Source organism: Massilia phyllostachyos (assembly GCF_021044825.1).
GTDB lineage: Bacteria > Pseudomonadota > Gammaproteobacteria > Burkholderiales > Burkholderiaceae_D > Telluria > Telluria phyllostachyos.
Genome location: NZ_JAJNOC010000013.1, coordinates 81,554 through 106,338, shown reverse-complemented (window position 1 = coordinate 106,338; position 24,785 = coordinate 81,554). Strand labels below are relative to the sequence as shown.

The 24,785-nt window shown below is 65.7% G+C and carries 22 protein-coding genes and 1 tRNA gene; 19 read left to right on the top strand and 4 right to left on the bottom strand.

The genetic code is table 11. The features are described from left to right. Positions 1-9 precede the first annotated feature (9 nt). The 3 genes from LQ564_RS24670 to LQ564_RS24660 form a co-directional block, all read right to left on the bottom strand. Positions 10-474, bottom strand: coding sequence for a DUF2127 domain-containing protein (locus LQ564_RS24670; protein WP_231060768.1), 465 nt, complete (start codon positions 472-474; stop codon positions 10-12). Positions 475-476: 2 nt separating this feature from the next. Continuing rightward, the gene (locus LQ564_RS24665; RefSeq protein ID WP_231060767.1) at positions 477-1,436 is read right to left on the bottom strand and encodes an NAD(P)/FAD-dependent oxidoreductase; all 960 of its coding nucleotides are present in this window, start codon (positions 1,434-1,436) and stop codon (positions 477-479) included. A gap of 70 nt (positions 1,437-1,506) precedes the next feature. Further along, positions 1,507-2,427: a cation diffusion facilitator family transporter gene (locus LQ564_RS24660; RefSeq protein WP_231060766.1), complete on the bottom strand. Its 921-nt coding sequence runs from the start codon at positions 2,425-2,427 to the stop codon at positions 1,507-1,509. 110 nt (positions 2,428-2,537) lie between these two features. On the opposite strand from LQ564_RS24660, the gene LQ564_RS24655 reads away from it, so the two are divergent. From LQ564_RS24655 to LQ564_RS24605, 11 genes are all read left to right on the top strand, one after another. Then, positions 2,538-2,614 (top strand) — tRNA-Val (locus tag LQ564_RS24655). A gap of 220 nt (positions 2,615-2,834) precedes the next feature. After that, positions 2,835-4,745, top strand: coding sequence for a threonine--tRNA ligase (gene thrS / locus LQ564_RS24650; protein WP_231060765.1), 1,911 nt, complete (start codon positions 2,835-2,837; stop codon positions 4,743-4,745). Positions 4,746-4,781: 36 nt separating this feature from the next. Next, positions 4,782-5,303 (top strand): translation initiation factor IF-3, encoded by a 522-nt coding sequence (infC, locus tag LQ564_RS24645; RefSeq protein WP_081897428.1) that lies wholly within the window; start codon positions 4,782-4,784, stop codon positions 5,301-5,303. A 577-nt stretch (positions 5,304-5,880) separates the two neighbouring features. Next, positions 5,881-6,078 carry a 50S ribosomal protein L35 gene (rpmI, locus tag LQ564_RS24640; protein ID WP_026354218.1) on the top strand — a complete coding sequence of 66 codons (198 nt, stop codon included), beginning with the start codon at positions 5,881-5,883 and terminating at the stop codon, positions 6,076-6,078. A gap of 30 nt (positions 6,079-6,108) precedes the next feature. After that, positions 6,109-6,468, top strand: a complete 360-nt coding sequence (gene rplT, locus LQ564_RS24635; protein WP_027865360.1) for a 50S ribosomal protein L20 — start codon at positions 6,109-6,111, stop codon at positions 6,466-6,468. Positions 6,469-6,596: 128 nt separating this feature from the next. Further along, complete coding sequence (gene pheS / locus LQ564_RS24630) at positions 6,597-7,613, top strand: phenylalanine--tRNA ligase subunit alpha (protein WP_231060764.1); 1,017 nt, start codon at positions 6,597-6,599, stop codon at positions 7,611-7,613. A gap of 30 nt (positions 7,614-7,643) precedes the next feature. Next, positions 7,644-10,070, top strand: a complete 2,427-nt coding sequence (pheT, locus tag LQ564_RS24625; RefSeq protein WP_231060763.1) for a phenylalanine--tRNA ligase subunit beta — start codon at positions 7,644-7,646, stop codon at positions 10,068-10,070. Between the two features lie 122 nt (positions 10,071-10,192). Continuing rightward, positions 10,193-10,552: an integration host factor subunit alpha gene (locus LQ564_RS24620; RefSeq protein WP_231060795.1), complete on the top strand. Its 360-nt coding sequence runs from the start codon at positions 10,193-10,195 to the stop codon at positions 10,550-10,552. Positions 10,553-10,564: 12 nt separating this feature from the next. Further along, a complete protein-coding gene (locus tag LQ564_RS24615) occupies positions 10,565-10,984 on the top strand; it encodes a MerR family transcriptional regulator (RefSeq protein ID WP_231060762.1) in 420 nt (139 codons plus the stop codon). Positions 10,985-11,225: 241 nt separating this feature from the next. After that, positions 11,226-11,858 (top strand): response regulator, encoded by a 633-nt coding sequence (locus tag LQ564_RS24610; RefSeq protein ID WP_005667428.1) that lies wholly within the window; start codon positions 11,226-11,228, stop codon positions 11,856-11,858. 278 nt (positions 11,859-12,136) lie between these two features. Further along, complete coding sequence (locus LQ564_RS24605) at positions 12,137-13,660, top strand: sensor histidine kinase (protein ID WP_231060761.1); 1,524 nt, start codon at positions 12,137-12,139, stop codon at positions 13,658-13,660. A gap of 10 nt (positions 13,661-13,670) precedes the next feature. Here the strand turns inward: LQ564_RS24605 and LQ564_RS24600 are convergent, their stop codons facing one another. Continuing rightward, a complete protein-coding gene (locus LQ564_RS24600) occupies positions 13,671-14,471 on the bottom strand; it encodes a Crp/Fnr family transcriptional regulator (RefSeq protein ID WP_231060760.1) in 801 nt (266 codons plus the stop codon). A 257-nt stretch (positions 14,472-14,728) separates the two neighbouring features. Here LQ564_RS24600 and LQ564_RS24595 point away from each other — a divergent pair, with 257 nt between their 5' ends. The 8 genes from LQ564_RS24595 (at position 14,729) to LQ564_RS24560 (ending at position 24,778) form a co-directional block, all read left to right on the top strand. Then, the gene (locus LQ564_RS24595) at positions 14,729-15,409 is read left to right on the top strand and encodes a response regulator transcription factor (protein ID WP_231060759.1); all 681 of its coding nucleotides are present in this window, start codon (positions 14,729-14,731) and stop codon (positions 15,407-15,409) included. Between the two features lie 10 nt (positions 15,410-15,419). Then, positions 15,420-16,763 (top strand): sensor histidine kinase, encoded by a 1,344-nt coding sequence (locus LQ564_RS24590; RefSeq protein WP_231060758.1) that lies wholly within the window; start codon positions 15,420-15,422, stop codon positions 16,761-16,763. A gap of 98 nt (positions 16,764-16,861) precedes the next feature. Next, the gene (locus LQ564_RS24585; protein WP_231060757.1) at positions 16,862-17,293 is read left to right on the top strand and encodes a type IV pilin protein; all 432 of its coding nucleotides are present in this window, start codon (positions 16,862-16,864) and stop codon (positions 17,291-17,293) included. Continuing rightward, positions 17,281-17,928, top strand: a complete 648-nt coding sequence (locus LQ564_RS24580) for a pilus assembly FimT family protein (RefSeq protein WP_231060756.1) — start codon at positions 17,281-17,283, stop codon at positions 17,926-17,928. The genes LQ564_RS24585 and LQ564_RS24580 overlap by 13 nt, the downstream gene beginning before the upstream one ends. Further along, entirely contained in the window at positions 17,925-18,374 is a 450-nt protein-coding gene (locus LQ564_RS24575; protein ID WP_231060755.1) for a type IV pilus modification PilV family protein, read from the top strand. The genes LQ564_RS24580 and LQ564_RS24575 overlap by 4 nt, the downstream gene beginning before the upstream one ends. Beyond that, on the top strand, positions 18,371-19,552 hold the full coding sequence (locus tag LQ564_RS24570) for a PilW family protein (protein ID WP_231060754.1): 1,182 nt from the start codon (positions 18,371-18,373) through the stop codon (positions 19,550-19,552). The genes LQ564_RS24575 and LQ564_RS24570 overlap by 4 nt, the downstream gene beginning before the upstream one ends. Further along, on the top strand, positions 19,549-20,148 hold the full coding sequence (locus tag LQ564_RS24565) for a hypothetical protein (RefSeq protein ID WP_231060753.1): 600 nt from the start codon (positions 19,549-19,551) through the stop codon (positions 20,146-20,148). Before LQ564_RS24570 ends, LQ564_RS24565 begins: the two co-directional genes overlap by 4 nt. Before the next feature lie 37 nt (positions 20,149-20,185). After that, a complete protein-coding gene (locus LQ564_RS24560; protein WP_231060752.1) occupies positions 20,186-24,778 on the top strand; it encodes a pilus assembly protein in 4,593 nt (1,530 codons plus the stop codon). The last annotated feature ends 7 nt before the right edge of the window (positions 24,779-24,785 follow it).

Genomic DNA, 24,785 nt, shown 5'->3' with positions numbered 1-24,785 from the left:
CATATACTTTCAGCGCGGCGGCGGCGCGGACCGGCGCCGGCGCAGGCTGTCGATCATGAACAGCACGATGGCCAGGTTGATAAGCAGCAGGCAGAAGGTGAGCAGGCCGGGTTTGATAAACAGTTCGCGCAGTTCGAACGGCAGGTAGATGGCGCCGCTGAAAGCCGCCACGCCCTCGCCCCAGGCGCGCTCGAACCACAGGCCGTAGGCCTCGACCAGGCGCACGCTTGAGTAGGCGATGGCGGCAAAGGCGAGCTGCATCAGGCCGGCGTCGTCCAGGTGGCCGGCGTAGTCGATGAAGACGCGCGGCATGTGCGCGGCCGGGTTGAGGTGGCTGTGCCGCACCAGCTCTTCGGCAAAGACCTGCACGTTCCGGTGCAGCAGCGCGAACAGGCCGAAGCCGGTCAGCAGAACCACCACGCCCTTCGCCGCCTCCAGCAGCGCGACCGTGCGGATGCCTTGCGCGCGCCGCATCCCTAGCTGGCCGCCGCCGCGTCCTTCGCGGTGCGCAGCGTCCAGGGCAGGGTGTTGTGGATGGTGGTGGCCGCCAGTGCGGCCTGGCCGGTGGCGACCGCGATCTGGTTCAGGCCGCGCGTGACGTCGCCGATCGCGAACAGGCCGGGCACCCCCGTTCGGCAATGGTCGTCCACCAGCAGCTTGCGGCATTCGACCGTTTCGGCCCCGAGCCCGCTGGCGAGCTCCGAGCGCGCGTTCTCGCCCAGCATCGGGTAGAACACGTCACAGTGGTAGTCCTCGCCATTCTTGGTGTGCAGGATCGGCTTCATGTCCTGGCTCATGGTGACGCCGACCAGGGGCGATTGCACCAGCGTCACCTGGGCGGCGGCCAGCTGCTGGCGTTCCTCGTCGTTGAGCGTCGAGACCGGCCCGCGCTCGAACAGCAGCACGTCGGCGCTGAAGGTGCGCATGAACAGGGCGTGCCCGACCGGGTTGATCTCGGAGGTGACGACGCCGATGCGCTGGTCGATCACGTCCCAGCCGTCGCAGACCGGGCACAGGCGCACGGCGCCGGCGTGCACCGCCTCGTCCCAGCGCTCGACCGGCATGCCCTTGTCGGCGACGCCGGTGGCCAGCAGCACGGTGTGGGCGCGGATCTGGCAGGGCTCGCCGCCGTCACCAGGTGCGTAGTCGCCCACGAACAGGCCGTCTTCCAGGCGCAGGTCGAGGATCTCGCCCGGCATCACGCTGCCGCCGTAGTTGGCGAGCTGGGCGCGCAGGTTTTCCAGCAGCTCCATGCCGTTCACCCCGTCGGGAAAGCCCGGATAGTTGTGCGAGACGGGGATCCAGGACAGGCGGCTGTTGCCCTTGTCGACCAGGGCGACGTGGCGGGTGAAGCGGCGCAGGTAGACCCCGGCGGTGAGGCCGGCCGGCCCGCCGCCGATGATGAGGGTGTCGAAGACAGTGCGTTCGCAATCCATGAGCGCATTATGCGCAGCGCGGCGGCAGGGTCGCTATCGGCGTGCGGGCACAGGGCGGGTAAGACGCCGCTTACAGCGACTTGCCGCCGGCGGCTTCCGGCTGCAGGGTCACGTGGTCGATCCCGTGCCGTTCGCGCAGCATGGCGCGCACGTCGGCCAGCACCGCCGGCCAGCGCTCCAGGCTGGCGATCTCGAGGTGGCCGATCAGGGCCGGGTGGCCGGGCGACATGTCCCAGACGTGGAGGTCGTGCACGTCGAGCACGCCGTCGACCGCCTTCAGGCTGGCCCCCACCTCCAGGTAGTCGATGTCGTGCGGGACGCCCTCCATCAGGAAATGGTAGGACTCGCGCAGGATGCCGCTGGTGGAGCGCAGGATCAGGAGGGCGACGAAGATCGACAGGATCGGGTCGACCCGCACCCAGCCGGTGAAATAGATGATGGCGCCCGAAGCGATCGCCGCCAGCGAGCCGAGCAGGTCGCCCATCACGTTCACCAGCGCCGCGCGGGTATTGATGCTGGCGTTGTCGCGCGACAGCACCCAGGCCACCAGCAGGTTGATGCAGGCGCCGGTCACGGCCACCACCAGCACCACGCCGCCCTGCACGTGTTCCGGATGCAGCAGGCGCTGCGCGGCTTCCCACATGATCCAGGCGACCAGGGCCAGCATGGCCAGGCTGTTGACGAAAGCGGCCAGCGCCTCCGCGCGCACGAAGCCGAAGGAGTGGCGGTGCGAGGGCGGGCGGCTGGCGATGGCCTGCGCCATCAGGGCCAGGCCGAGGGCGGCGGCATCGGTCACCATGTGGCCGGCGTCGGAAATCAGGGCCAGCGAATTCGAGATGAAGCCGGTGACGACCTCGATGACGGCGAACAGCAGGGTCATGCCGAGTGCGACGCCGAGCGCCATCTGGCTGCGGCCTTCGATGGTGTGGGCATGGCGCGCATCGCCGTCGAGATGGGCGTGCAGGTGTTCGGTGGAGGGTTGGGTTGACATCCCGATAGTGTAAATCAAGGATCGGCTACGTACCCTGGCAAGCTCGCCAGGAAACTTTTTCCAGGACAAGCCTTGCTTATGCAGCGTGCGCTCCTTATAATGCCTGCATCGGGCGGTTAGTTCAGCTGGTTAGAATACTTGGTCGACATCCAAGGGGTCGCAGATTCGAATTCTGCACCGCCCACCAGAATACACAGCAGTACACAGTAAGAGCGAGAAAGGCACCGACGGTTATGACACCGCGAACTACGACTAGGTTGTGGGGGAATCGCTAGACGCGGTATGGTGTTCTTTTGCTCGACACACTGAAATCAAACGCGCCTGGTGCGCGTTTTTTTTCGTCTCGAATTTTTCAGTTTCAAATTTATTAATTTTAGCGGGCGCCCTGGCGCCGAATGGAGATCAGCATGTTGAACGTACGACTTCCGGATGGCTCCAGCCGTCAATTCGAAGGACCGGTCACCGTCGCCCAGGTGGCCCAGAGCATCGCGCCGAGCCTGGCCAAGGCCGCGCTGGCCGGCAAGGTGGACGGCAAGGTGGTCGACACCTCCTTCCTGATCGAATCCGACGCCGACCTGGCGATCGTCACCGACCGCGATGCGGATGGCCTGGACGTGATCCGCCACTCGACCGCCCACTTGCTGGCGCACGCCGTCAAGGAACTGTTCCCGGAAGCCCAGGTCACCATCGGCCCGGTGATCGAGAACGGCTTCTACTATGACTTCTCGTACAAGCGTCCGTTCACCCCGGAAGACTTGACCGCGATCGAAAAGAAGATGGCCGAGCTGGCAAAGAAGGACGAAAAGGTCACCCGCAAGGTGCTGCCGCGCGACGAGGCGGTGGAATACTTCAAGTCGATCGGCGAAGCCTATAAAGCCGAGATCATCGCCTCGATCCCGGCGGGCGAGGACGTGTCGCTGTACGAGCAGGGCGGTTTCACCGACCTGTGCCGCGGTCCGCACGTGCCGTCGACCGGCAAGCTGAAGGTGTTCAAGCTGATGAAGCTGGCCGGCGCCTACTGGCGCGGCGACTCGAAGAACGAGATGCTGCAGCGCGTCTACGGCACCGCCTGGGCCAAGAAAGAGGACCAGGAGCAGTACCTGCACGTGCTGGAAGAGGCGGAAAAGCGCGACCACCGCAAGATCGGCAAGCAACTGGACCTGTTCCATTTCCAGGACGAAGCCCCTGGCCTGATCTTCTGGCACCCGAAGGGCTGGACCATCTGGCAGCAGGTCGAGCAATACATGCGCAAGAAGTACCAGGTGAACGGCTACGACGAAGTCAAGGCGCCGCAGATCCTGGACGTCACCCTGTGGCAGAAGACCGGTCACTGGGACAACTATCGTGAAAACATGTTCACGACCGATTCCGAGAATCGCTCGTACGCGCTCAAGCCGATGAACTGCCCGGGCCACGTGCAGATCTATAACTCGGGCATGAAGAGCTACCGCGACCTGCCGCTGCGCTACGGCGAGTTCGGCCAGTGCCACCGCAACGAATCCTCGGGCGCGCTGCACGGCATCATGCGCGTGCGCGGCTTTACCCAGGATGACGGCCACATCTTCTGCACCGAAGAGCAGATCGAAGCGGAAGTGACCGCCTTCCACGCCCAGGCGATGCAGGTGTACGACGATTTCGGCTTCAACAACATCGACGTCAAGCTGGCGCTGAGGCCAAGCAACCGCATCGGCACCGACGAGGTGTGGGACGAGGCCGAGGACGCGCTGCGTTCCGCCCTGCGCGCCTGCGGCGTGGAGTGGACCGAGCTGCCGGGCGAGGGCGCCTTCTACGGTCCCAAGATCGAGTACCACCTGAAGGATAGCCTGGGCCGTCCATGGCAGGTCGGCACCATGCAGGTCGACTTCTCGATGCCGGGCCGTCTCGGCGCGGAATATGTCGCGGAAGACAACACCCGCAAGGTGCCGGTGATGCTCCACCGTGCGATCGTCGGCTCGATGGAACGCTTCATCGGCATCCTGATCGAGAACTACGCCGGCGCGCTGCCGCTGTGGCTGGCGCCGGTGCAGGTCGCGGTCTTGAATATTTCGGATGCGCAAGCAGATTATGTGAAGCAGGTGGAGGCCAAGCTGCGCGCGGCCGGCCTGCGCGTTCACGCTGATTTGCGGAACGAGAAGATTACTTATAAAATTCGTGAACATTCCGTCCAAAAGCTGCCTTACATTCTCGTTGTTGGCGACAAGGAACGTGAAGCGAATACGGTGGCCGTGCGTGCCCGCGGCAATGTCGACCTCGGCGTGATGCCGGTCGACGCGCTGGTGGAGCGCCTGGTGAGCGAAGTCGCCGCCAAGGTAAAATGATCCACGGCCAAATTACATACTTTCAAAGGAAACAAAATAGCTACTGACAAACAGCATCGCATCAACGGCGAGATCACCTATCCCGAAATGCGCCTGAACGGTGTGGAAAACGAACCGCTGGGCATCGTGAGCCTGGCGGAGGCGTTCCGCCTGGCCGAGGAAAAGAACGTCGACCTGGTCGAGATCGCGCCGAACGCGAGCCCGCCGGTCTGCCGCCTGATGGACTACGGCAAGTTCAAGTACTCGGAGCAGAAGAAGGCGCACGAAGCCAAGCTGAAGCAGAAGATCATCCAGGTCAAGGAAGTCAAGTTCCGTCCGGGCACCGATGAAGGCGACTACAGCATCAAGCTGCGCAACCTCATCAAGTTCCTGGAAGACGGCGACAAGACCAAGATCACGCTGCGCTTCCGGGGCCGCGAAATGGCGCACCAGGACATCGGCATGCGCATGCTCGAACGCCTGCGCGGCGACCTGGAGGAATTCGGCCAGGTCGAGCAGTTCCCGAAGCTCGAGGGTCGCCAGATGATCATGGTGGTCGCGCCGAAGAAGAAGAAGTAATTTCTTCGCGCCGTCAGATGAATGGGCCGGGTCCGGCGCCAGCGCATGCTGGTTCCGGGCCCGGCCTGTGTTCGTTTGTGCGGCGGGTGTTGAGGTGTGCGTTGGATTTGCACGCTGAGTATCCACTCCCGTCGTTCCGGCGCAGGCCGGAACCCAAGTTTGCATGCAAATCGATACGCCGCGGTCGGCCCGCGACTTCCGCACGTCGTACGCGCCACTGGCGCCTACGGCTTCCCGCGCAGGCGGGAACCCGATTTTCCACGATCAGTGAGAACGCACGCATGAGCGGCGGGCGAGGGAAATTGGATCCCGGCCTTCGCCGGGATGACGTGCGGGCCCACGTAGTGAAAGGTGGCGTTGCGGGTTCTTGTCGCGCCAGGGCGAAAACCAAGGGCCTGCCCCAACATTTCCCACCAAACCTGTGCTATCATCTGCGGTTCCTGTTTTTAACGAGCAGGTTGTAGTCGGCAGGTAGTGACGTCGGCTGCAAGACAAGTGAAAGCAGGCATCCAAGAGCGGCGTTGCCGCCACCTGCAATCCTGTCGTATAGAGGCTGCCTGTAGAAGGGCAGAATACTATGCCAAAAATGAAAACCAAAAGCTCCGCGAAGAAGCGTTTTCGCGTGCGTCCGGGTGGTACCGTCAAGTCGGGTATGGCGTTCAAGCGTCACATCCTGACCAAGAAGACCACCAAAAACAAGCGTCAACTGCGCGGCACCCGTAACATCAATGCGTCGGACGTGACCAGCGTCTACCGCATGATGCCTTCCGCTTAATCTCACTAATCATCTACAAAGGGAGCTAATATGCCTCGAGTAAAACGTGGGGTTACTGCACGTGCCCGTCACAAGAAAGTCCTTGAACTTGCCAAAGGCTACCGCGGCCGTCGCAGCAAGGTATTCCGTATTGCCAAGCAAGCAGTCATGCGCGCTGGCCAGTACGCCTACCGCGACCGTCGTAACAAGAAGCGCGTCTTCCGCGCACTGTGGATCACCCGTATCAACGCGGCTTCGCGTTCGCACGGCATGACCTACAGCGCCTTCATGAACGGCCTGAAGAAGTCCGGAATTGAACTGGACCGTAAAGTCCTGGCCGACATGGCAGTGCACGACAAGCCGGCATTCGCCGCGATTGTCACCGCCGCCAAGGCCAAGCTGGCTGCCTAATGCAGTCAGTTAGCTAGCAAGACCAGCTTTCCCGGCAACGGGAAGGCGAAAAGAGCGGGGCACGGTTAATTACCTGTGCCCCGTTTTTGATTGTGGCTCCTGCCACCTACAAACAGGAAAAGAACAAGATGCAATCGCTGGAAGATCTCGTCACGTCAGCCCAGGCTGATTTCGCCGCCGCACCGGATGCGGCCGCGCTCGAAAACGCCAAAGCCAAATACCTGGGCAAGACCGGGCAAGTCACCGACCTGATGAAGGGCCTGGGCAAGCTCGACCCCGAACAGCGCAAGGCCCAGGGCGCCCTGATCAACGCCGCCAAAGAAAAAATCGAACAGGCCTTGACCGCCCGCCGCGACGCCCTTGCGAACGCCCAACTGGAAGCGCGCCTGAATGCCGAGTCGATCGACGTGACCCTGCCGGGCCGCGGCCGCGCCAAGGGCGGCATCCACCCGGTGATGCGCACCTGGGAGCGCGTGGAACAGATCTTCCGCTCGATCGGCTTCGACGTGGCCGACGGCCCCGAGATCGAAACCGACTGGACCAACTTCACCGCACTGAACAGCCCGGAAAACCACCCGGCCCGTTCGATGCAGGATACCTTCTATATCGAAGGCAATGACAGCCTAGGGAAGCCGCTGCTGCTGCGCACCCATACCAGCCCGATGCAGGTGCGCTACGCGCGCACCCACACGCCGCCGATCAAGGTGATCGCGCCCGGCCGCACCTACCGCGTCGACAGCGACGCCACCCACTCGCCGATGTTCCACCAGGTCGAAGGCCTGTGGATCGGCGAGGACATCAGCTTCGCCGACCTGAAGGGCGTCTACCTGAACTTCGTCAAGGCCTTCTTCGAGACCGACGACCTGCAAGTCAGGTTCCGGCCATCGTATTTCCCGTTCACCGAACCGTCGGCCGAGATCGACATCGCCTTCGGCTCGGGTCCGCTGAAGGGCCGCTGGCTGGAAGTGTCGGGCGCCGGCCAGGTGCACCCGACCGTCGTGCGCAACTTCGGCCTGGATCCGGAAAAGTTCATCGGTTTCGCGTTCGGCTCCGGCCTCGAGCGCCTGACCATGCTGCGTTACGGGATCAACGACCTGCGTCTCTTCTATGAAGGCGACCTGCGTTTCCTGAAGCAGTTCAACTAAACCTCGCGGCAAGAAGAAGGACAACAGAATATGCAATTCTCTGAAAACTGGCTCCGTTCCATGGTCGATCCGAAGATGACTTCGGATGAACTCTCGCACCTGCTCACCATGTCCGGCCTCGAAGTCGAGGAAGTCGAAGCCGTGGCGCCGCCGTTCTCGAACGTGGTCGTCGCCGAAGTCAAGGAAGTGGCCAAGCACCCGAACGCCGACCGCCTCAACGTCTGCCAGGTGGACGTGGGCACCGGCACCCTGCTGAACATCGTCTGCGGCGCGCCGAATGTGCGCGCCGGGATGAAGGCGATCTGCGCCCAGGCCGGCGCCGTGCTGCCCCCGGGCGCCGACGGCAAGCCCTTCGAGATCAAGGTCGGCAAGCTGCGCGGCGTCGAGTCGCAGGGCATGATGTGCTCGGCCAAGGAACTCAAGATCTCGGAAGAGAGCAGCGGCCTGATGGAGCTGCCGGCCGATGCGCCGGTCGGCACGAACATCCGCGACTACCTGGGCCTGAACGACCTGAAGTTCACCATCAAGCTGACCCCGAACAAGGCGGACTGCCTGTCGGTGCTGGGCGTCGCCCGCGAAGTGTCGGCCCTGACCGGCACCCCGCTGCACGTGCCGACCACGCGCCTGGTCCCGGTCACCACGGACGAAGTCCTGCCGGCGAAAATTTCGGCGCCGGACCTGTGCGGCCGTTTCTCGGGCCGCGTCATCCGCGGCCTGAACGCGCGCGCCGCGACCCCGGACTGGATGGTGCGCCGCCTCGAGCGCAGCGGCCAGCGCTCCGTGTCGGCCCTGGTCGACATCTCGAACTACGTGATGCTCGAAGTCGGCCGTCCTTCCCACGTCTTCGACCTGGCCAAGATCCACGGCGGCCTCGATATCCGCTGGGGCAAGAAGGGCGAGACCCTCAAGCTCCTGAACGGCAACACGATCGAGGTCGACGAGTGGGTCGGCGTGATCGCCGACGATAAAGAGATCGAATCGCTGGCCGGCATCATGGGCGGCGATTCCACCGCCGTCACGCTGGATACCACCGACATCTACCTGGAAGCCGCCTTCTGGTGGCCGAATGCGATCCAGGGCCGCGCACGCAAGTACAACTTCTCGACCGACGCGGCGCACCGCTTCGAGCGCGGCGTCGACTATGCGACCACGGTCGAGCACATCGAGCGTATCACCGCCTTGATCGTCGAGATCTGCGGTACGCCGGAGACCAAAGTCGGCCCGGTCGACGACCAGTCCGTCAACCTGCCGCAGCCGCAGCCGGTCGCCATGCGCACCGCGCGCGCCGCGAAGGTCATCGGCGTGCCGCTGACCGACGCCGTGGTGGCCGACATCTTCACGCGCCTGCAACTGCCGTTCACGCACCAGGATGGCGTGTTCCACGTGACCTCGCCGTCCTACCGCTTCGACATCGAGATCGAGGAAGACCTGATCGAGGAAGTCGCGCGCGTCTATGGCTTCGAGAACATTCCGGCGAACCCGCCGGTCGCCCCGAGCGCCATGCTGATCGAGCCGGAAAACACCCGCTCGCTGTTCGCGATCCGCCACCAGCTGGCCGACATCGGCTACCAGGAAGTGGTGAACATGAGCTTCGTGGAAGCCGTCTGGGAACAGGACTTCGCCGGCAACGACGCCCCGATCCGCCTGCAGAACCCGATCGCCAGCCAGCTCAGCGTGATGCGTTCGAACCTGGTCGGCAGCCTGCTCGCCAACGTGCGTTACAACGTCAACCGCAAGGCCGGCCGCGTGCGCGTGTTCGAGATCGGCGCCGTGTTCCACCGTAACCCGGACGCCCAGGACGGTCCGCTGGCCATCGCCGGCTTCGACCAGCCGAAGCGCGTCGCGGCGATCGCCTACGGCCCGGCCCTGGACGAGCAGTGGGGCGAGAAGACCCGCACCGTCGACTTCTTCGACGTCAAGGCCGACCTGGAAGCGCTGTTCGCTCCAGCGGCACTGCGCTTCGTGAAGGGCGAGCATCCGGCCCTGCACCCGGGCCGCAGCGCCTTCGTCGAGCTCGATGGCAAGCGCATCGGCTTCATCGGCGAACTGCACCCGCGCTGGCTGCAGAAGTACGACCTGCCGCAGGCGCCGGTACTGTTCGAAGTCGACGCCGAGGCCCTGCGCCTGCGCGCGGTGCCGAGCTATGCCGAGATCTCGAAGTTCCCGGGCGCCACGCGCGACCTGGCGCTGGTGGTGAAGCAGGGTGTCGCAGCACAAGATGTCCTGGACACCTTCCACGCTGAAATTGCCTCGAATCCTGCAGGAAAGATCGTGCAAGCCGTTGTTTTGTTTGATGAATATCGCGGCAAAGGGCTGGAGACGGATGAAAAAAGCCTTGCTTTCCGCTTTAGCTTGCAAGATACTCAATCGACGCTGCAGGACGAAGTGGTCGACGCCATCATGGCTGCGATCGCCACTGCCGCGGAACAAAAAGTCGGCGCCAAGCTGCGTGCATAGCGATACGAAAGTGTCGCGTTCCAAAACATCGTTTTACTTGAAGGTAGGGCTTCAAAATTAATAACAACGACGTTGACTCGGCCGTGTTCCAGGAAGCGCTGGCGGCCGATCTGCATCGCGCGATGCAAGTCGCGCGGGTGCGGAAGGAAGCAGAACAGGAACTGCCGACCCTGACCAAGGCCGAGCTGGCCGAGCTGCTGTTCGAGCAGGTCGGCCTGAACAAGCGCGAAGCCAAGGACATGGTCGAAACCTTCTTCGACGAGATCCGCAACGCGCTCGAACGTGGCGAAGCGGTCAAGCTGTCGGGCTTCGGCAACTTCCAGTTGCGCGACAAGCCGCAGCGGCCGGGTCGCAATCCGAAAACCGGGGAAGAAATCCCCATCACGGCGCGCCGCGTCGTGACTTTCCATGCCAGCCAGAAGCTCAAGGGAATGGTTGAGGAAACCAATCCACCTGGGAACTCGCTGGCACGGGCTGCGTGAATGCTAGCTTAAATGACTGAACGACCGAACAAAGCTGAGGCGGCCGTGCTGCCGCCGATCCCGGCCAAGCGCTACTTCACCATCGGCGAAGTGAGCGAGCTGTGCGGCGTGAAGCCGCACGTGCTGCGTTACTGGGAACAGGAGTTCACCCAGCTCAAGCCGGTCAAGCGCCGCGGCAACCGCCGCTATTACCAGCACCACGAAGTGCTGCTGGTGCGGCGCATCCGCGAACTCCTGTACGAGCAGGGCTTCACCATCAGCGGCGCGCGCAACCGCCTCGACGGCCGCGGCCACGAGATCGTGACGCCCGATGACATCGCACCGATCCTGGCGCGGCCCGAGCCGGCCGAGCCGCAGGTCGACGTCGCGCTGGTGCGGGCCGAGCTGCTCGACATCCTGGCGCTGCTGCGGCAGGGCGCGAGCGCGGCATAGCGGGAATTTCCGAAGCGCCTGCGCCTTCACGCCATCCGCCGTGCCGGTCCGTCATGCGCCGCCTTGTCCGCCGCCCGGCGCCCATACCGCCTGCCATGAAAACTCAGCAAGTGTGCGCCTTGATGCGCCGCGCCGTAGTGTTAGAATGTCACCTGCGGTTCATGCTGACATCAACGCATGCAAGCCGGGGCGTGTAGACGGACCTGGCACTTTCCTATCAGGGAAAATTTAAGGGAAGACAATGATACGCGTTGCCATTTGTGACGATCACCAAATAGTTCGAGCAGGGTTCAAGCAGATTTTCTCGTCGTCGGGCGATTTCGAAGTCGTCGCCGAAGGCGCCACCGGGCGTGAAGCCCTCGACATCGCACGCCGCGAGATCTGCGACGTGCTCCTGCTCGATATCGCGATGCCCGACCAGAGCGGCATCGACATCCTGCGCACCATCCGCCAGGGCCAGCCCAACCTGCCGGTGCTGATCCTGTCCGGCTATCCGGCGCAGCAATACGCGCTCAACCTGTTCAAGATGGGCGCCAACGGCTACCTGAACAAGGAATGCGAAGCCGACGAGCTGAAAACGGCGGTGCGCACCGTGTACCAGGGCCGCCGCTACGTGAGCTCGACCGTGGGTGAACTGCTGGCGCAGAGCTTCGACCGCGATCCGAACACCGCGCTGCACACCGAGCTGTCGGACCGCGAGTTCCAGGTCTTCCTGCGCCTGGCCAAGGGCGCGACCGTGTCCGACATCGGCAATGCGCTGTCGCTGTCGATCAAGACCGTGTCCACCTACCGTACCCGCATCATGGAAAAGATGGGCCTGCAGTCGAACAGCGACCTGACCTACTACGCCATGAAGAACAACCTGCTCGACTGAGCGGTTCCGCAAACGCCCGCGGCCCCGCGCCGCGGCGCATCCCGTGTCCTCTCCGCGTCCCTTCGATCGCCGCTTGTATTGACGTGGCGACAGGCGCATACTGCCCTCGATGCCTGTTGTGCGGGCGCTGCGCCGGCGCCATGTTGTTGCTTCTTTCCGGGCAAGCGATGTGACCAGCATGTAACCCAACCGTGACATTTTCCGTTCGCGGCGGTGCAACATTTCGCTAACGCGACTATAATCGCCCCGGACGGCATAAGTTGCGCGAAAGGAAGCCCATGTACTTTTCCACCGCCTTCGACGGCAAGCGGCTGCGCGGATTGCCGCTCTCCAAGACCTTGTTGTGCGTGGCGTGCGTGGTCATCCTCGTCATCAACGGCATCTTCCTGATCCGTAATCTCGACGACCTGCGCTCGGCCAACACCCTGCAGACGCAGACGGCGCGCGTCTCCGACGAACTCCAGTACTTGAACCTGCTCGTGACCGATGCCGAAAGCGGTCTGCGCGGCTATTTCCTGTCCGGTGCGGAAGTCAACCTGGGCGCCCTGCGTGAAGCGCCGCAGCAGATCGACAATCAATTGCGGGCGCTGGGCGTGCTGCTGGCCGACAGCCCCTCGCAAACGAAAAACCTGGCGCAGCTGCGTTCGCTCGTCCAAAAAAAGCTCGGGCTGATGCACCAGGCGCTCGAGGTCTACCGCCAGGGTGGCCTGGTCGACATCGTCGCGATCTCGGCGGCGGCCGATGCGCGCGGGGAGATGGACGAGATCCGCCTGCAGGTCGTGATCATGACGCGCGAGCAGAACGAATTGCTGGCCGCGCGCACGGCGGCGTTTTATGAACAGTCGCGCCGCACCGTGCTGTCCGGAGTCGGCATCAATGCCGCCGCCATCCTCGTCATCCTGCTGTTCTACAACCTGGTGCAGCGTAGCTTCGGCCTGCGCCTGGAAGCCGAGCGCGCGTTGCAGCTGACCAACGACAGCCTGGAAGCCATCGTTGCCGAACGCACCGAGCAGCTGTCGGTACTGTCGCGCCACCTGATCCGGGTCTCGGAAGAAGAAAAATCGCGCCTGGCGCGCGAACTGCACGACGAAATGGGGGCGAATCTCACCGCGATCGGCATGGACATGACCTCGGTCAGCGAACGCCTGAAGGGCAGCCACCCGGAACTGGTGGCAATGCTGGGACGCGCGCGCAAGACCCTGGTCGACACGGTCCAGCTGAAACGCCGCATCATCGAGAATTTGCGCCCGAGCCTGCTCGACAATATGGGCCTGTCGGCCGCCCTCCAGAGTTATTGCGCCGATTATGGGCGGGTCACGGCCCTCGATTGCGACGCCCTGATCGACCAGGAAGCCGACGCGGCCGGCCCGATGCAGGCGATCGCGCTGTTCCGCATCACCCAGGAAGCCCTGAACAATATCGCCAAGTACGCCAAGGCGCGCACGGTGATCGTCAACCTGACGCGCGAGCCGGACGGCTGGGAGCTGGAAATCACGGACGACGGCATCGGCATTCCGCTTGACGCCATGGCGAAGTCGAAATCGCACGGCCTGCTCGGCATGCGCGAACGCGCATTGCTGCTGGGCGGCACCCTGATGGTCGACCGCGGCGTGAACGGCGTGGGCACCTGCGTACGTGCCTGGCTGCCGCTGGCGGCGCCGGGCGGCGAGGGCGCCGAAGGACTATCACCGGCGCGCATCGGGCCAGGCCTGGAAACGGCAACGCCGCCACCGGGATTGCCGGGGACGGCGTCGCATGGTCTTGCGGGCAAGCCGGCCACCAGCCGGCTCCTTGCCGATTAACGACTGACGATTAACGCGCCACGTCCATCAGCAGGCGGTCGTATTCCGACTTGGCGACCTTGTAGCATTCGCCGGCGTACTCTTCCAGGCCTGCACGGTCGAGCACGGTGATATTGCCGCGGCGGTACTGGATCAGGCCTTCGTCCTGCAGCTTGCCGGCGGCGGCGGTGATGCTTTCGCGGCGCACGCCCAGCATGATCGAGATCAGTTCCTGGGTCACTTTCAGCTCATTGCTGGCCGAACGGTCCAGGCGGTCCAGCAGCCAGCGGCACAGTTTCTGTTCGATCGAGCTGTGGCGGCCGCCGACGGCGTTCTGGGCCATCTGGGCGAACAGGGCGTTGGTGTAGCGCATCAGCAGTTGCGGCAGGGCGCCGCCCTTGTTGAAGGCGTCACGCAGGAACTGGGTTTTCAGGCGGTAGCCGTAGCCGGCGCTCTGGACCACGGCGCTGCAGGTAGCGCGCTCACCCATGAACAGCGACACGCCGACCGCGCCTTCGTGGCCGACCACCGCGATCTCGGTGGTGGCGCCGTCTTCCATCACATACAGCAGCGACACGATTGCGGTCGTCGGGAAATACACGTGTTCCAATTTGCTGCCATACTCGAACAACTCCTTGCCGAAGGGCAGAGGAACCAGCTCCAGCTGCTCGAACAGGCTTTCCAGGTCCTGGCGGGGCAGGGCGGCCAGCAGTTCGTTCTGTTGGGTGCCGCTGTAGCTGACAACGGGGCGGGACGCGGATTTCACAGTCTCACTCGTGGCTGGGATCTTGTGTTGCACTTTCTGCGTACCACCAAGTTGAGTGTTGTTCATTTGTTGTCCTCTTTATCTCTAACGTGCATCGGGGGCGATCTCTGCGGCTTGTTTTTCTATGCCTCATCGCGATGTGTGTACATTAAAGCTATAGTACGTTGTCGAACATAAGACTTGGAGTTGCCCCTGTGTAGGCTTGTCCCATGGGGTTATGTCAGTCCAGTCCTACTGGAGAGATGACGTTCTGTTCATGCGTTTTCTTTGGATACGGCAACGAATTCGCGCATAATGGGTCTTTCGATTTTTACGATGCGCCCATGCCCCTCCCGCTCCTGCTGGTCGAAGACGATGCCGTGCTCGCCGACGGCCTGCTGCGCGCCCTGACGGCGCAGGACATGCAGGTCGAATTGCTGCAGGATGGCCTGGCCGCCGACACCCGCCTGCAGGGGGCCGCGCCAGGCGCGCCCGCCGTGCTGGTGCTCGATATCGGCCTGCCCGGCATCGACGGCTTCGAAGTGCTGCGCCGCCTGCGCGCCCGCGGCAGCCAGCTGCCGGTGCTGCTGCTTACCGCGCGCGACGCCATCGAGGACCGCGTACGCGGCCTGGAAGCCGGCGCCGACGACTACCTGGTCAAACCCTTCGCCACCGCCGAACTGGTGGCCCGCATCCGCGTGCTGGCGCGGCGCCATGCGACGCCGCCGAGCCAGTTCGGCCTGGGCCAGCTGCTGCTCGACAGCGCCACCCGCCGCGCCCGCGTGGGCGAGCGGGTGCTGGACCTGTCGGCGCGCGAATGGGCGGTGCTCGAATACCTGCTGCAGCAGGCCGGCCGGGTCGTCTCCAAGCAGCAGATCATCGACACCATCGCGCCCTGGGGCGAGGATCTGACCCTGAACGCGGTCGAGGTCTACGTCTCGCGCCTGCGCCTGAAGCTCGACGGCGCCGGGGTCGCGATCCGCACCATCCGCGGCTTCGGCTACCTGCTCGAAGCCGCCGGCTGAACCCACCGACATGACCAGCATCCGCCTGCGCCTGCTCAAGTGGCTGGTGCTGCCCATCCTGGTGTTCAACCTGCTCGCCGCCAGCCTGACCTACCTGCTGGCCTGGACGCCGGCCCAGCTGGCCTTCGACCAGGGCTTGCTGGACGCCGCCACCGGCCTCGCCACCCGCGTGCGCATCGGGGACGGCGCGGTCCGAGTCGAGGCCCCGGCCACGGCCGCGCGCCTGCTGGGCGCCGGCGCGCCGGACGCCAGCTGGTTCGTGGTGCGCCTGCGCGACGGCCGGGTGGTGGCGGGAGAACCGGCCTTTCCTCTACTTGCCGGCGGCGGGCCGGTGCGCGACGCCAGCATCCACGGCGAGCCGGTGCGCGCGGCGACCCTGTTGCTTCCCGGTCCGGACGGCCCGGTCGAGGTCGGCGTCGCGCGGACCCTGGTGCAGCGCCAGCAGGTGCGCGCGGCCATCCTGCGCGGCCTGGCGCTGCTCGGCGTGCTGTTCAGCCTGGCCCTGGTCGGCCTGGTCTGGTTCTCGGTCGGCAACGGCCTGGCGCCGCTGGCGCGCCTGCGCGCGCGCCTCGATGCGCGCGGCAGCGGCGACCTGGCCCCGCTCGACGACGCCGGCATGCCGCGCGAGCTGGCGCCGCTGGCCGGCGCCTTCAATGCCCTGCTGGAGCGGATCGCCGCCGGCAGCCGCGCCCAGGACGACTTCCGCGCCAACGTCGCGCACCAGCTGCGCACGCCGCTGGCGGGCCTGCGCCTGCAGCTCGAATGGATCGCCGCGCGCCACCGCGACGACCCGGAGACGGGCAAGGTGGTCGAGCTGCTGCTGCTCGCCAACGAACGCATGATCCGCCAGGCCAACCAGCTGCTCTCGCTCGAGCGCGCTGGGCCGGACCGCCTGGGACGCGCCAGCCTGGCGCGGCTCGACCTGGCGGCGCTGGTGGCCGGAGCCGTGCAGCCTTTCGTCGAGCAGGCGGCGCGCAAGGATATCGACCTCGGCTTCGAACTGGCCCCGAGCCCCCTTGCGGGGGACCGCGACATGCTGCGCGACCTGGTCGACAACCTGGTCGACAATGCGCTGCGCTATACGCCCGCGGGCGGCGCCGTCACCGTCCATTGCCGCACGGTGGAGGAGGGCGTGCTGTTCGCGGTCGAGGATTCGGGGCCCGGCATCGCGCCGGAAAAGCGGGCGCGAGTATTCCAGCGCTTCGTCCGCTTGGACCAGCACAGCAGCGGCAGCGGCCTGGGCCTGTCCATCGTGCGCGACATCGCCACCCTGCACGGCGCGACGGTCGCGCTGGATACCGGGCCGGACGGCCGAGGGGCGCGCTTCACGGTCAGGTTCCCGGCCACCACTTGAATCTGTGCGCTTGTCAGGAATCTGTCAGCTTTTCCTCAGGGAAATGCAAGCTTCATGCGGTAAGATGCCGCATGGAAACATTTCCCTGTGGAGATAAAATGAACAAGCGCCAGGCAGGTTTCACCCTCATCGAGATCATGATCGCGGTGGTCGTGATCGGTATCCTGACGGCGATCGCCCTGCCGTCCTACAACGGCTACATGATGCGCGCCCGCCTGTCGGAAGCCTTCACCGGCCTGGCCGCCGCCCAGCCGCGCCTGGAGCAGCACTGGTCGAACACCCGCAGCTACGCCGGCTTCGACGCGGCCAGCCTCCAGCTGATGCCGCAGGCCTCGGCGAACTTCACCTACGCCTTGACCACCGGCACCGCCAGCGCCTACACCTTGACCGCCACCGGCCGCGCCGGCGCCGCCAACTTCGTCTTCACCATCGACCAGAACGGCAACCGCGCCACGACAAGCGTGCCGAGCGGCTGGAACGCCAGCAACAACTGCTGGGTCGACCGCAAGGAAGGCACATGCGCCCAATGAGGCCGCGATTGAGGCCGCGGGCGGCCGGTTTCACCCTGCTGGAGGCGATGGTGGCGCTGGCCATCTTCGGCATCCTGCTGGCGGTCGGCATCCCGCGCATGAGCGACTGGCTGGCCGCCACCAAGGCCAACGCCGCCGCCGGCTTCTACGCCGAAGGGTTTACCCTCGCGCGTGCCCAGGCCCTGGCCAACAACAGCGCCAGCCGCCTGGTCCTGAGCCGCAACGACGTCAGCGGCCAGTACGACTGGCGGGTCGACCTGTGCTTCCCGAGCCAGGACACGCCATGCAGCGACGCCAGCGGCAGCTGGTCGGACGCGAACAGCGCGGTCAAGGCCCCGCTCGACACCGGCGCCGGCTTCAAGTCGGTGGTGCGCAGCGCCGATGCGCTGCCCGGCACCAACCGCCTGGCGGTCACCCCGGGCCCGGACGGCGACACCGCCGTCTATTTCACCCCGCTGGGCTGGGTCGACACCCGCGCCTCGACCCGCATGATGCGGATCGACCTGACCCCGGCCAGCAATGCCGGCAGCAGCAACGGCTTCCGCGCCACCAGCGTGGTGCTGACGCTGGCCGGTGTCGCCGCCCGCTGCGAACCGAACGCCGTCCCCAACGACTCGCGCAGGTGCCCCGAATGAAGACCCGCCGCTTCCTCGTATCTACCCGCATGAAGGCGCAGCAGGGCATCGCCTTGCTCGAAGCCCTGCTCGCCATCGTCATCCTCGCCATCGGCGTGATCGGCACCGTCGGCCTGCAGGCGCGCTCGGTCTCGGCGCTGGCCGACGCCGGCCAGCGCGTCGAGGCGGCGATCGCCGCCAACAAGCTGCTCGGCGTGATGAACACCGATTTCGCCAACCTGAACGGCTACACGGTCGCCGCCGGCGCGGCGCCGCCGGCGCGCCTGGCGGCCTGGCACGCCGAGACCGTGCGCCAGATTCCCGGCGCCTCGATCGCGGTCGCGGTCACGCCGGGCGCGGCCGCCGCGGCGCCGGCCACCGTCGACATCACGATCAGCTGGCGGCGCAAGGCCGACACGCCGACCAACAGCCACCGCATCGTGTCCTACCTGGCGGGGTCGCAATGAAGAACATGCAGCGCCAGGGCGGTTTCTCGCTGGTCGAGCTGATGGTCAGCATCGTGATCGGCCTGCTGGCCGTGATCTTCGCCACCCGTCTGATGACCGACGGCGAGAAGACCAAGGACGCCGCGCTGGGCGGCTCGGACTCGATGCAGAACGGGATGCTGGCGATGTTCCAAATCAGCGGCGACGCCGAGTACGCCGGTTTCGGCCTGAACGAACCGCTGATCGTCGGCTGCGACACCTACATGGAAGACAGCGAGGACTACCAGCTGGCGCCGGCCCAGCGCGGCGGCGTGGCGATCCGCCCGCTGGCCGCCGCCGTGATCGAGAATGGCGGCGCCGGGCCGGACCGCCTTAGCCTGTACGCCGGCACCTCGCCCACGGGCACCGGCATCGTCCGCCTGCAGCAGGACTATATCGGCGGCACCCAATTGACCATCGACCGCCGGCCCTACGGCTTCGCCAGGGGCGATGCGATCCTTGTGGCCCCGGAGAAGAAGGGCGGGCGCTGCTCGCTGGCCCAGGTCTCGAACGACCTCGACGCCCTGGCGCCGCCGCCCTCGTCTCAGTACCTGATGATCGGCGGCGCCGGCAACCGCTTCAACAGCGGCGCGCTGGCCGGCGCCTACAAGGGCGAGGCGACCCGCATCTTCAACCTGGGGCCGGCCGCCAGCCTGGCCCTGCGCACCTGGTCGATCGAGCGCGGCTACCTGCGCCTGCGCGCCACCGACCTGGCCGGCGCCAGCGAAGCCTCGCAGCCCGTAGCCGACAACATCGTCTCGCTCAAGGCCCAGTACGGGCTCGATACCCGCGCCGGCGCCGCCTTCACGCCGGAGCAGGGCCTGCGCGTGAGCGCCTGGTCGAGCACCATGCTGGACGCCGACAACAACGGCACCGCCGGCAGCGCCGGCGACTACCAGCGCATCGCCGCGCTGCGCATCGCCGTGGTGGCGCGCGCCAGGAATCCCGAACGCCCGAACCCGGCGACCGGCCAGTGCACCGCCACCACCGTGCGCCCGACCGTGTTCGCCACCCTGGGCGCCGACAACGGCAACACCGCGCCGGTGCAGGTCGACGTGGCCGTCACCGGCGACGCGGTCGACTGGCGCTGCTACCGCTACCGTGTGTTCGAAACCATCGTCCCGCTGCGCAATGCGGGCTGGAGGCCGACTTCGTCATGACGCCGTTTAAACCATCATTCGCGCGGCCCGCGCGCGGCATCGCGCTGCCGGTCATGCTGATCATGCTGCTGGTGCTGCTGGTCTCGAGCATCTACCTGCTCCGCTCCAGCAATTCGACCACGCTGACGGCAAGTAACCTGGCCTACGACGCCCAGCTCGCGCGCGCCTCCGACTTCGGCCTGCACACCGGCTTCCAGTGGCTGAGCCAGACCGCCGCCGCCAACAAGGCGCTGCTGAACGCCCACGTGACGGCGCAGGGCTACCGCGCCAACATGAACACCAAGGTCAACGTGCGCGCCAGCGAATTCTGGAACGGCTCGCGCGAGATCGACGACGGCAAGGGCAACCGCATCCGCTACGTGATCCACCGGATGTGCAGCATGGTGGCGCCCAACAACGCGCCGGGCCAGGCCTGCGTGCGCACCACCGCCAACACCGCGGAACTCGGCAACACGGTCCGGATCGGCGACAGCATGAAGACCGACACGGTGCTGTACAACGGCGTGCCGCAGATCCACTACGTGATCACGGCCCGCATCGACGGCCCGCGCGGCGGCAACGTGATCACCCAGATGGTGGTCCTGCTGGGCGCCTGAGGCGCCGGCATATTCAAGATTCAAGAACGGAGCGCGCATGAACCGTATTTTCTCCCGCATCCTGTCCGCGCTGGCGGTCTTCACCGCCCTCGGCGCCCTGCTGGCGCCGGCCTACGCCGGCCCGACCGAGATCGCCAACCTGCCGCTGCTGAACATGACCGGCAGCGGCACGGTGAAGCCGAACCTGATGCTCCTCTACGATAACTCGGGCTCGATGAGCAGCGCCTTCACGCCCGACTACGTCGACGACGGCACCAGCTGCCGCGCGCGCGAGACCATCGCGGCCGGGATCCGCGGCTGCCGCATCGGCGACCCACCCTTCGCCAGTCCGGACTTCAACAAGCAGTACTACGACCCGCGCGTGCGCTACCTGCCGCCGGTGCGCGCCGACGGCAGCAGTTTTACGAGCCAGACCCGCAGCGCCACCGGCGGCTGGACCTCGGTCACCACCGACGGCTTCAACGTCAACCGCACCGACCTGACCGGGGCGGGTGCCAATAACACCAACCTGGTGAGCGGCTTTCCCGACCTGCGCTGGTGCGACGGCAGCGGCAACTGCAGCGCCAATACCATCGGCTATGTGTTTCCCAACGAAGAGCGGTACACGGCGCAGAGCTTCACCGCCAACCCCTATTACTACCTGATCAACGTCGCCGAATACTGCAGCGACCAGGCGCTCACCAATTGCCGCGTGACCGCGGTCAACGCCACCGCACCCGCCGGCTATCCCTACCCTGCCCGGGTGCGCTGGTGCGACTCGCGCGCCCTGACCAACTGCCAGGCCAAGTACGTCGGCAATTTCAAGTACCCGCGCTATTCGGATCCCAATCGCCCGGCCGAGTGGTACGGCACCATCGCCATTGGCGCCTCCACCAGCACCAGCGCGATGACCCTGAGCAGCGTCACCGCGAGCGGCCCCGCCGGTTCGGTGGTCATTACCAACGTCGCCGTCACCGCCGCCAGCGGCACCAACACCGCCGCCAAGCAGCAGGCGGTGGCCAATGCCCTGGCAGCTTCGATCATTGCCAAGGCCGGCCTGGCCCAGCCCTACACCGCCTGTGTCAAGACGCCCACCGGCGGCGGGGTGCCGGCCTGCTCGACCTACGGCATCACCCTCGACGGCACGAATGTGGTGGCGGTGGTGCCGATCAGCTGCCCGAGCGGAACCAGCGGCAAGCCGGTGCCGACCTGTACGCTGCTCAAGGACGGCAGCCGTGCGGGCACCACCCTGTCCGTGTCGTCCGGCACCGCCTCGACGGCGCTGCTCTACGTCAGTGGCAGCACCAACCCCACCAAGAACCAGGTCCAGTCCCAGCTCAACTACGGCGGCGTCGCCATGTTCTCCAGCAGCCTGACCTTCAACCGCGGCATCAACGCGGCCGCAGTGGCTGCCGCGCTCCGCGACAAGATCGGCACCAAGGGCACGGTGCGGGCGTGGGTGGGCGGGACCAGCGGCAGCGGCGCGATCTGCCAGGCGGCGCCCAATACAGCGCTCTGCCTGGTCGATAGCGCGGCCGATGCCGAAGGCAAGAACATCACCGGCAACTTGCCGACCAACAACACCAGCGGCCGCACCACCTACCTCGGCTTCTCCGTCAGCGCCGCGGTCAGCGACGGCATCCCGACCTCGGTGACGGAATTGGGCGCCTCGGTCTTCGTGCGCACGGACATCGTCTCGAGCCGCAGCAGCTATCCGAAGAGCCTGGGCCGCAGCGACTGCGCTGCCGAGACCAGCTGCAGCTACGACGAGGAAATGACCAACTTCGCCAACTGGTACGCGTACTACAAGACGCGCAACCAGATGATGAAGACGACCGTCGGCCAGGCCTTCCAGCCGATCGGCGACAACTACAACGTCGGCCTGACTTCGCTCTCGAGCGCGGCCGCCGAAGGCAGCATGATGAAGCCGAACCGCTTCTCCGGCACCCACCGCTCCAACTGGTACGACACCTTGTACGCGATGAACGGCAGCCAGTCGACCCCCATCCGCCAGGCCCTGCACGCGATCGGCAAGCTCTACGCCAACCAGGCGCCCTATGAATACCAGGGCGACAACCAGGTGGTGAAATTCCCGTGCCAGCAGAACTTCACCATCGTCACCACCGACGGCTACTGGAACGGCAACGCCGCGGCCACGGTGGTCAGCAACGACGAGACGGAAAGCGCAAGCCGTTTCTGCCTGCGCTCCAAGGGGTGCGTGGACGCTACCTCCCAGACCGCCAACTCGCTGGCCGACGTCGCCCTGTACTGGTACAACGGCGGCTCCAACGACGACACGACTTCGCTGCGTCCGGCCATGGAAGACTGGACCAGGCCGGGCCTGGTGCCGGCCGCGCCGGGAGAGAACCAGCGGCTGCACATGAAGACCTATACCCTCGGCCTGGGCGTGGACGGCATCATGAACTACGAGCCGAACTACGATACCGCGGTGCGCGAGGGCGGTGACTTCTACAAGCTGATCACGGGCGTCACCAGCGGCTGTCCGTGGAACGGCGGCGGCGCATACGTGTGGCCTGACCCGAAGACCGGCGACAACGGCGGCTCGGCTGCCTACCAGTCGCGGGTGGACGACCTGTGGCACGCGGCCATCAACGGCCATGGCAAGTATTTCTCGGCGTCCGATCCGCTGCAGGTGGTCGAGGGCCTGCGTTCGGCGCTGTCGAACATTGAGGTCAAGTCGGGCGCCGCGGCGGCGTCCGCCACCTCGACCCCAAACGTGTCCCAGTACGACAACGACATCTACTCCGCCACCTTCACCACGGTGAAATGGTTCGGCCAGCTCACCAAGCGTGCGATCGATCCGGTCACCGGCGACGTTGGCGCGAACGACCTGTGGAATTCCTCGACCGTGGTCGGCCGCAAGGTGGAAGACAGCGCGGACTCGCGCCGGATCCTGATGCTGGACGTGGGCACCCGCGCGCTGAAGGACTTCGATTACGCGGAGATGTCGGCGGGCGAACGTGCCTGGTTCGACAACAAGTGCGGCGCGATGTCGCAGTGCGCCAACTTGTCGAGCACCAATCGCGCGATCGTCAATAGCGGCGCCAACGTCGTCAACTGGCTGCGCGGGCAGCAGCAGTACGCGGACGACACCGTGATGCGCGCCTACTCCCGCTCCGAGACCATCCCGCAGGGCATGAGCAGCACCGTGCCGCTGGTGCTGGGCGACATCGCATCGGCCAAGCCGGCCTTCGTGCGCGATCCGCGCAAGAAGTATCCGCGCGCCGGCTACGAGGACTTCGCAGTGGACAACGCCGACCGTCCCGGCACCGTCTACGCCGCGGCCAACGACGGCATGCTGCACGCCTTCGCATCCACCGATGGTGAGGAGCTGTGGGCTTACGTGCCGCGCATCACGATGAAGAAGCTGCACCTGCAGGCGAGCGTCAACTACGGCGTCAACCACCAGTACACCGTGGACGGTTCGCCGGAAACGGCCGACGTCCAGATCAACGGCGAATGGCGCACCGTGCTGGTCGGCGGCCTGAACGCCGGCGGACGCGGTTACTATGCGCTCGACGTCACCGATCCGGCCCAGCCGCGCGGGCTGTGGGAATTGTGCGCCGACGCCAGCGTCTGCAGTGGCATCAACTACGAGCCGGAGATCGGCCTGTCCTTCGGCAACGCGCAGTTCGGCACCTGGAAGAACGCCAGCGGCGCCGAGCGTTGGGTGGTGTTCCTGACTTCGGGCTACAACAATATCCCGGGAACCGACGGCGTGAATACCGGCAGCGGCAAGGGCTTCCTGTTCGTGGTGGACGTCGCGACCGGGCAGGTGCTGGACCGGATCAGCACCAATGCCGGCACCACCACCACGCCCTCGGGCTTCGCCAAGATCACCGCGATCACCGAGAACCCGACCATCGATCCTTTGGTCACCTATGTCTACGGGGGCGACAACCAGGGCCAGATGTGGCGCTTCGACTTCACCAGCCCCGGCACGGTGCGCACCATCAAGATGGGCGACGCCGGCGCCAACCAGCCGATCACCACCCGTCCGGACGTGGCCTTGTGCCAGGTCGAACGCACCAACACCGACGGCAGCAAGACGCTGGACGTACAGCGCGTCGTGGCCTTCGGCACCGGACGGTTGCTCGACATCGGCGACATCGGCAACACGGCGGTGCAATCGGCCTATGTGCTGGGCGACACCGGTGTGGCGGTGAGCGCGGCCCAGTGGCGGACAACGTCCAGCATGATCAAGATGACCCTGACCAAGACCACCACCGCGGCGGGCGACCTGTACGCCAGCGACGGCGCTGCGGTCGACCTGTCGAAGCACGCCGGCTGGTACGTCGACTTCGACCGCAACGCGGGCGAGCGCGTCAACCTCGACCCCAATATCGTGCTCGGCACGCTGCGGGTCGTGACCAACATCCCGAGTTCGTCCTCGTCCTGCTCGGTGGGCGGCACGTCCAACATCTACGGCTTCGACCTGTGCACCGGCAAGGGCAGCGGCCAGACACTATCGAACAATGCGGGCGTGGTGGGTTCGACCGACATCAGCCTGCCGGACGGCTCGACCTACACGCTGGCGACGCCGGCCACCGGCGGCATCATCAAGGTGCCGACCACCTCGGCGGTCAAGATCCCGACCCGCCGCTCGGGCGTGCGCCGGGTGCGCGAATGAGCGTGTG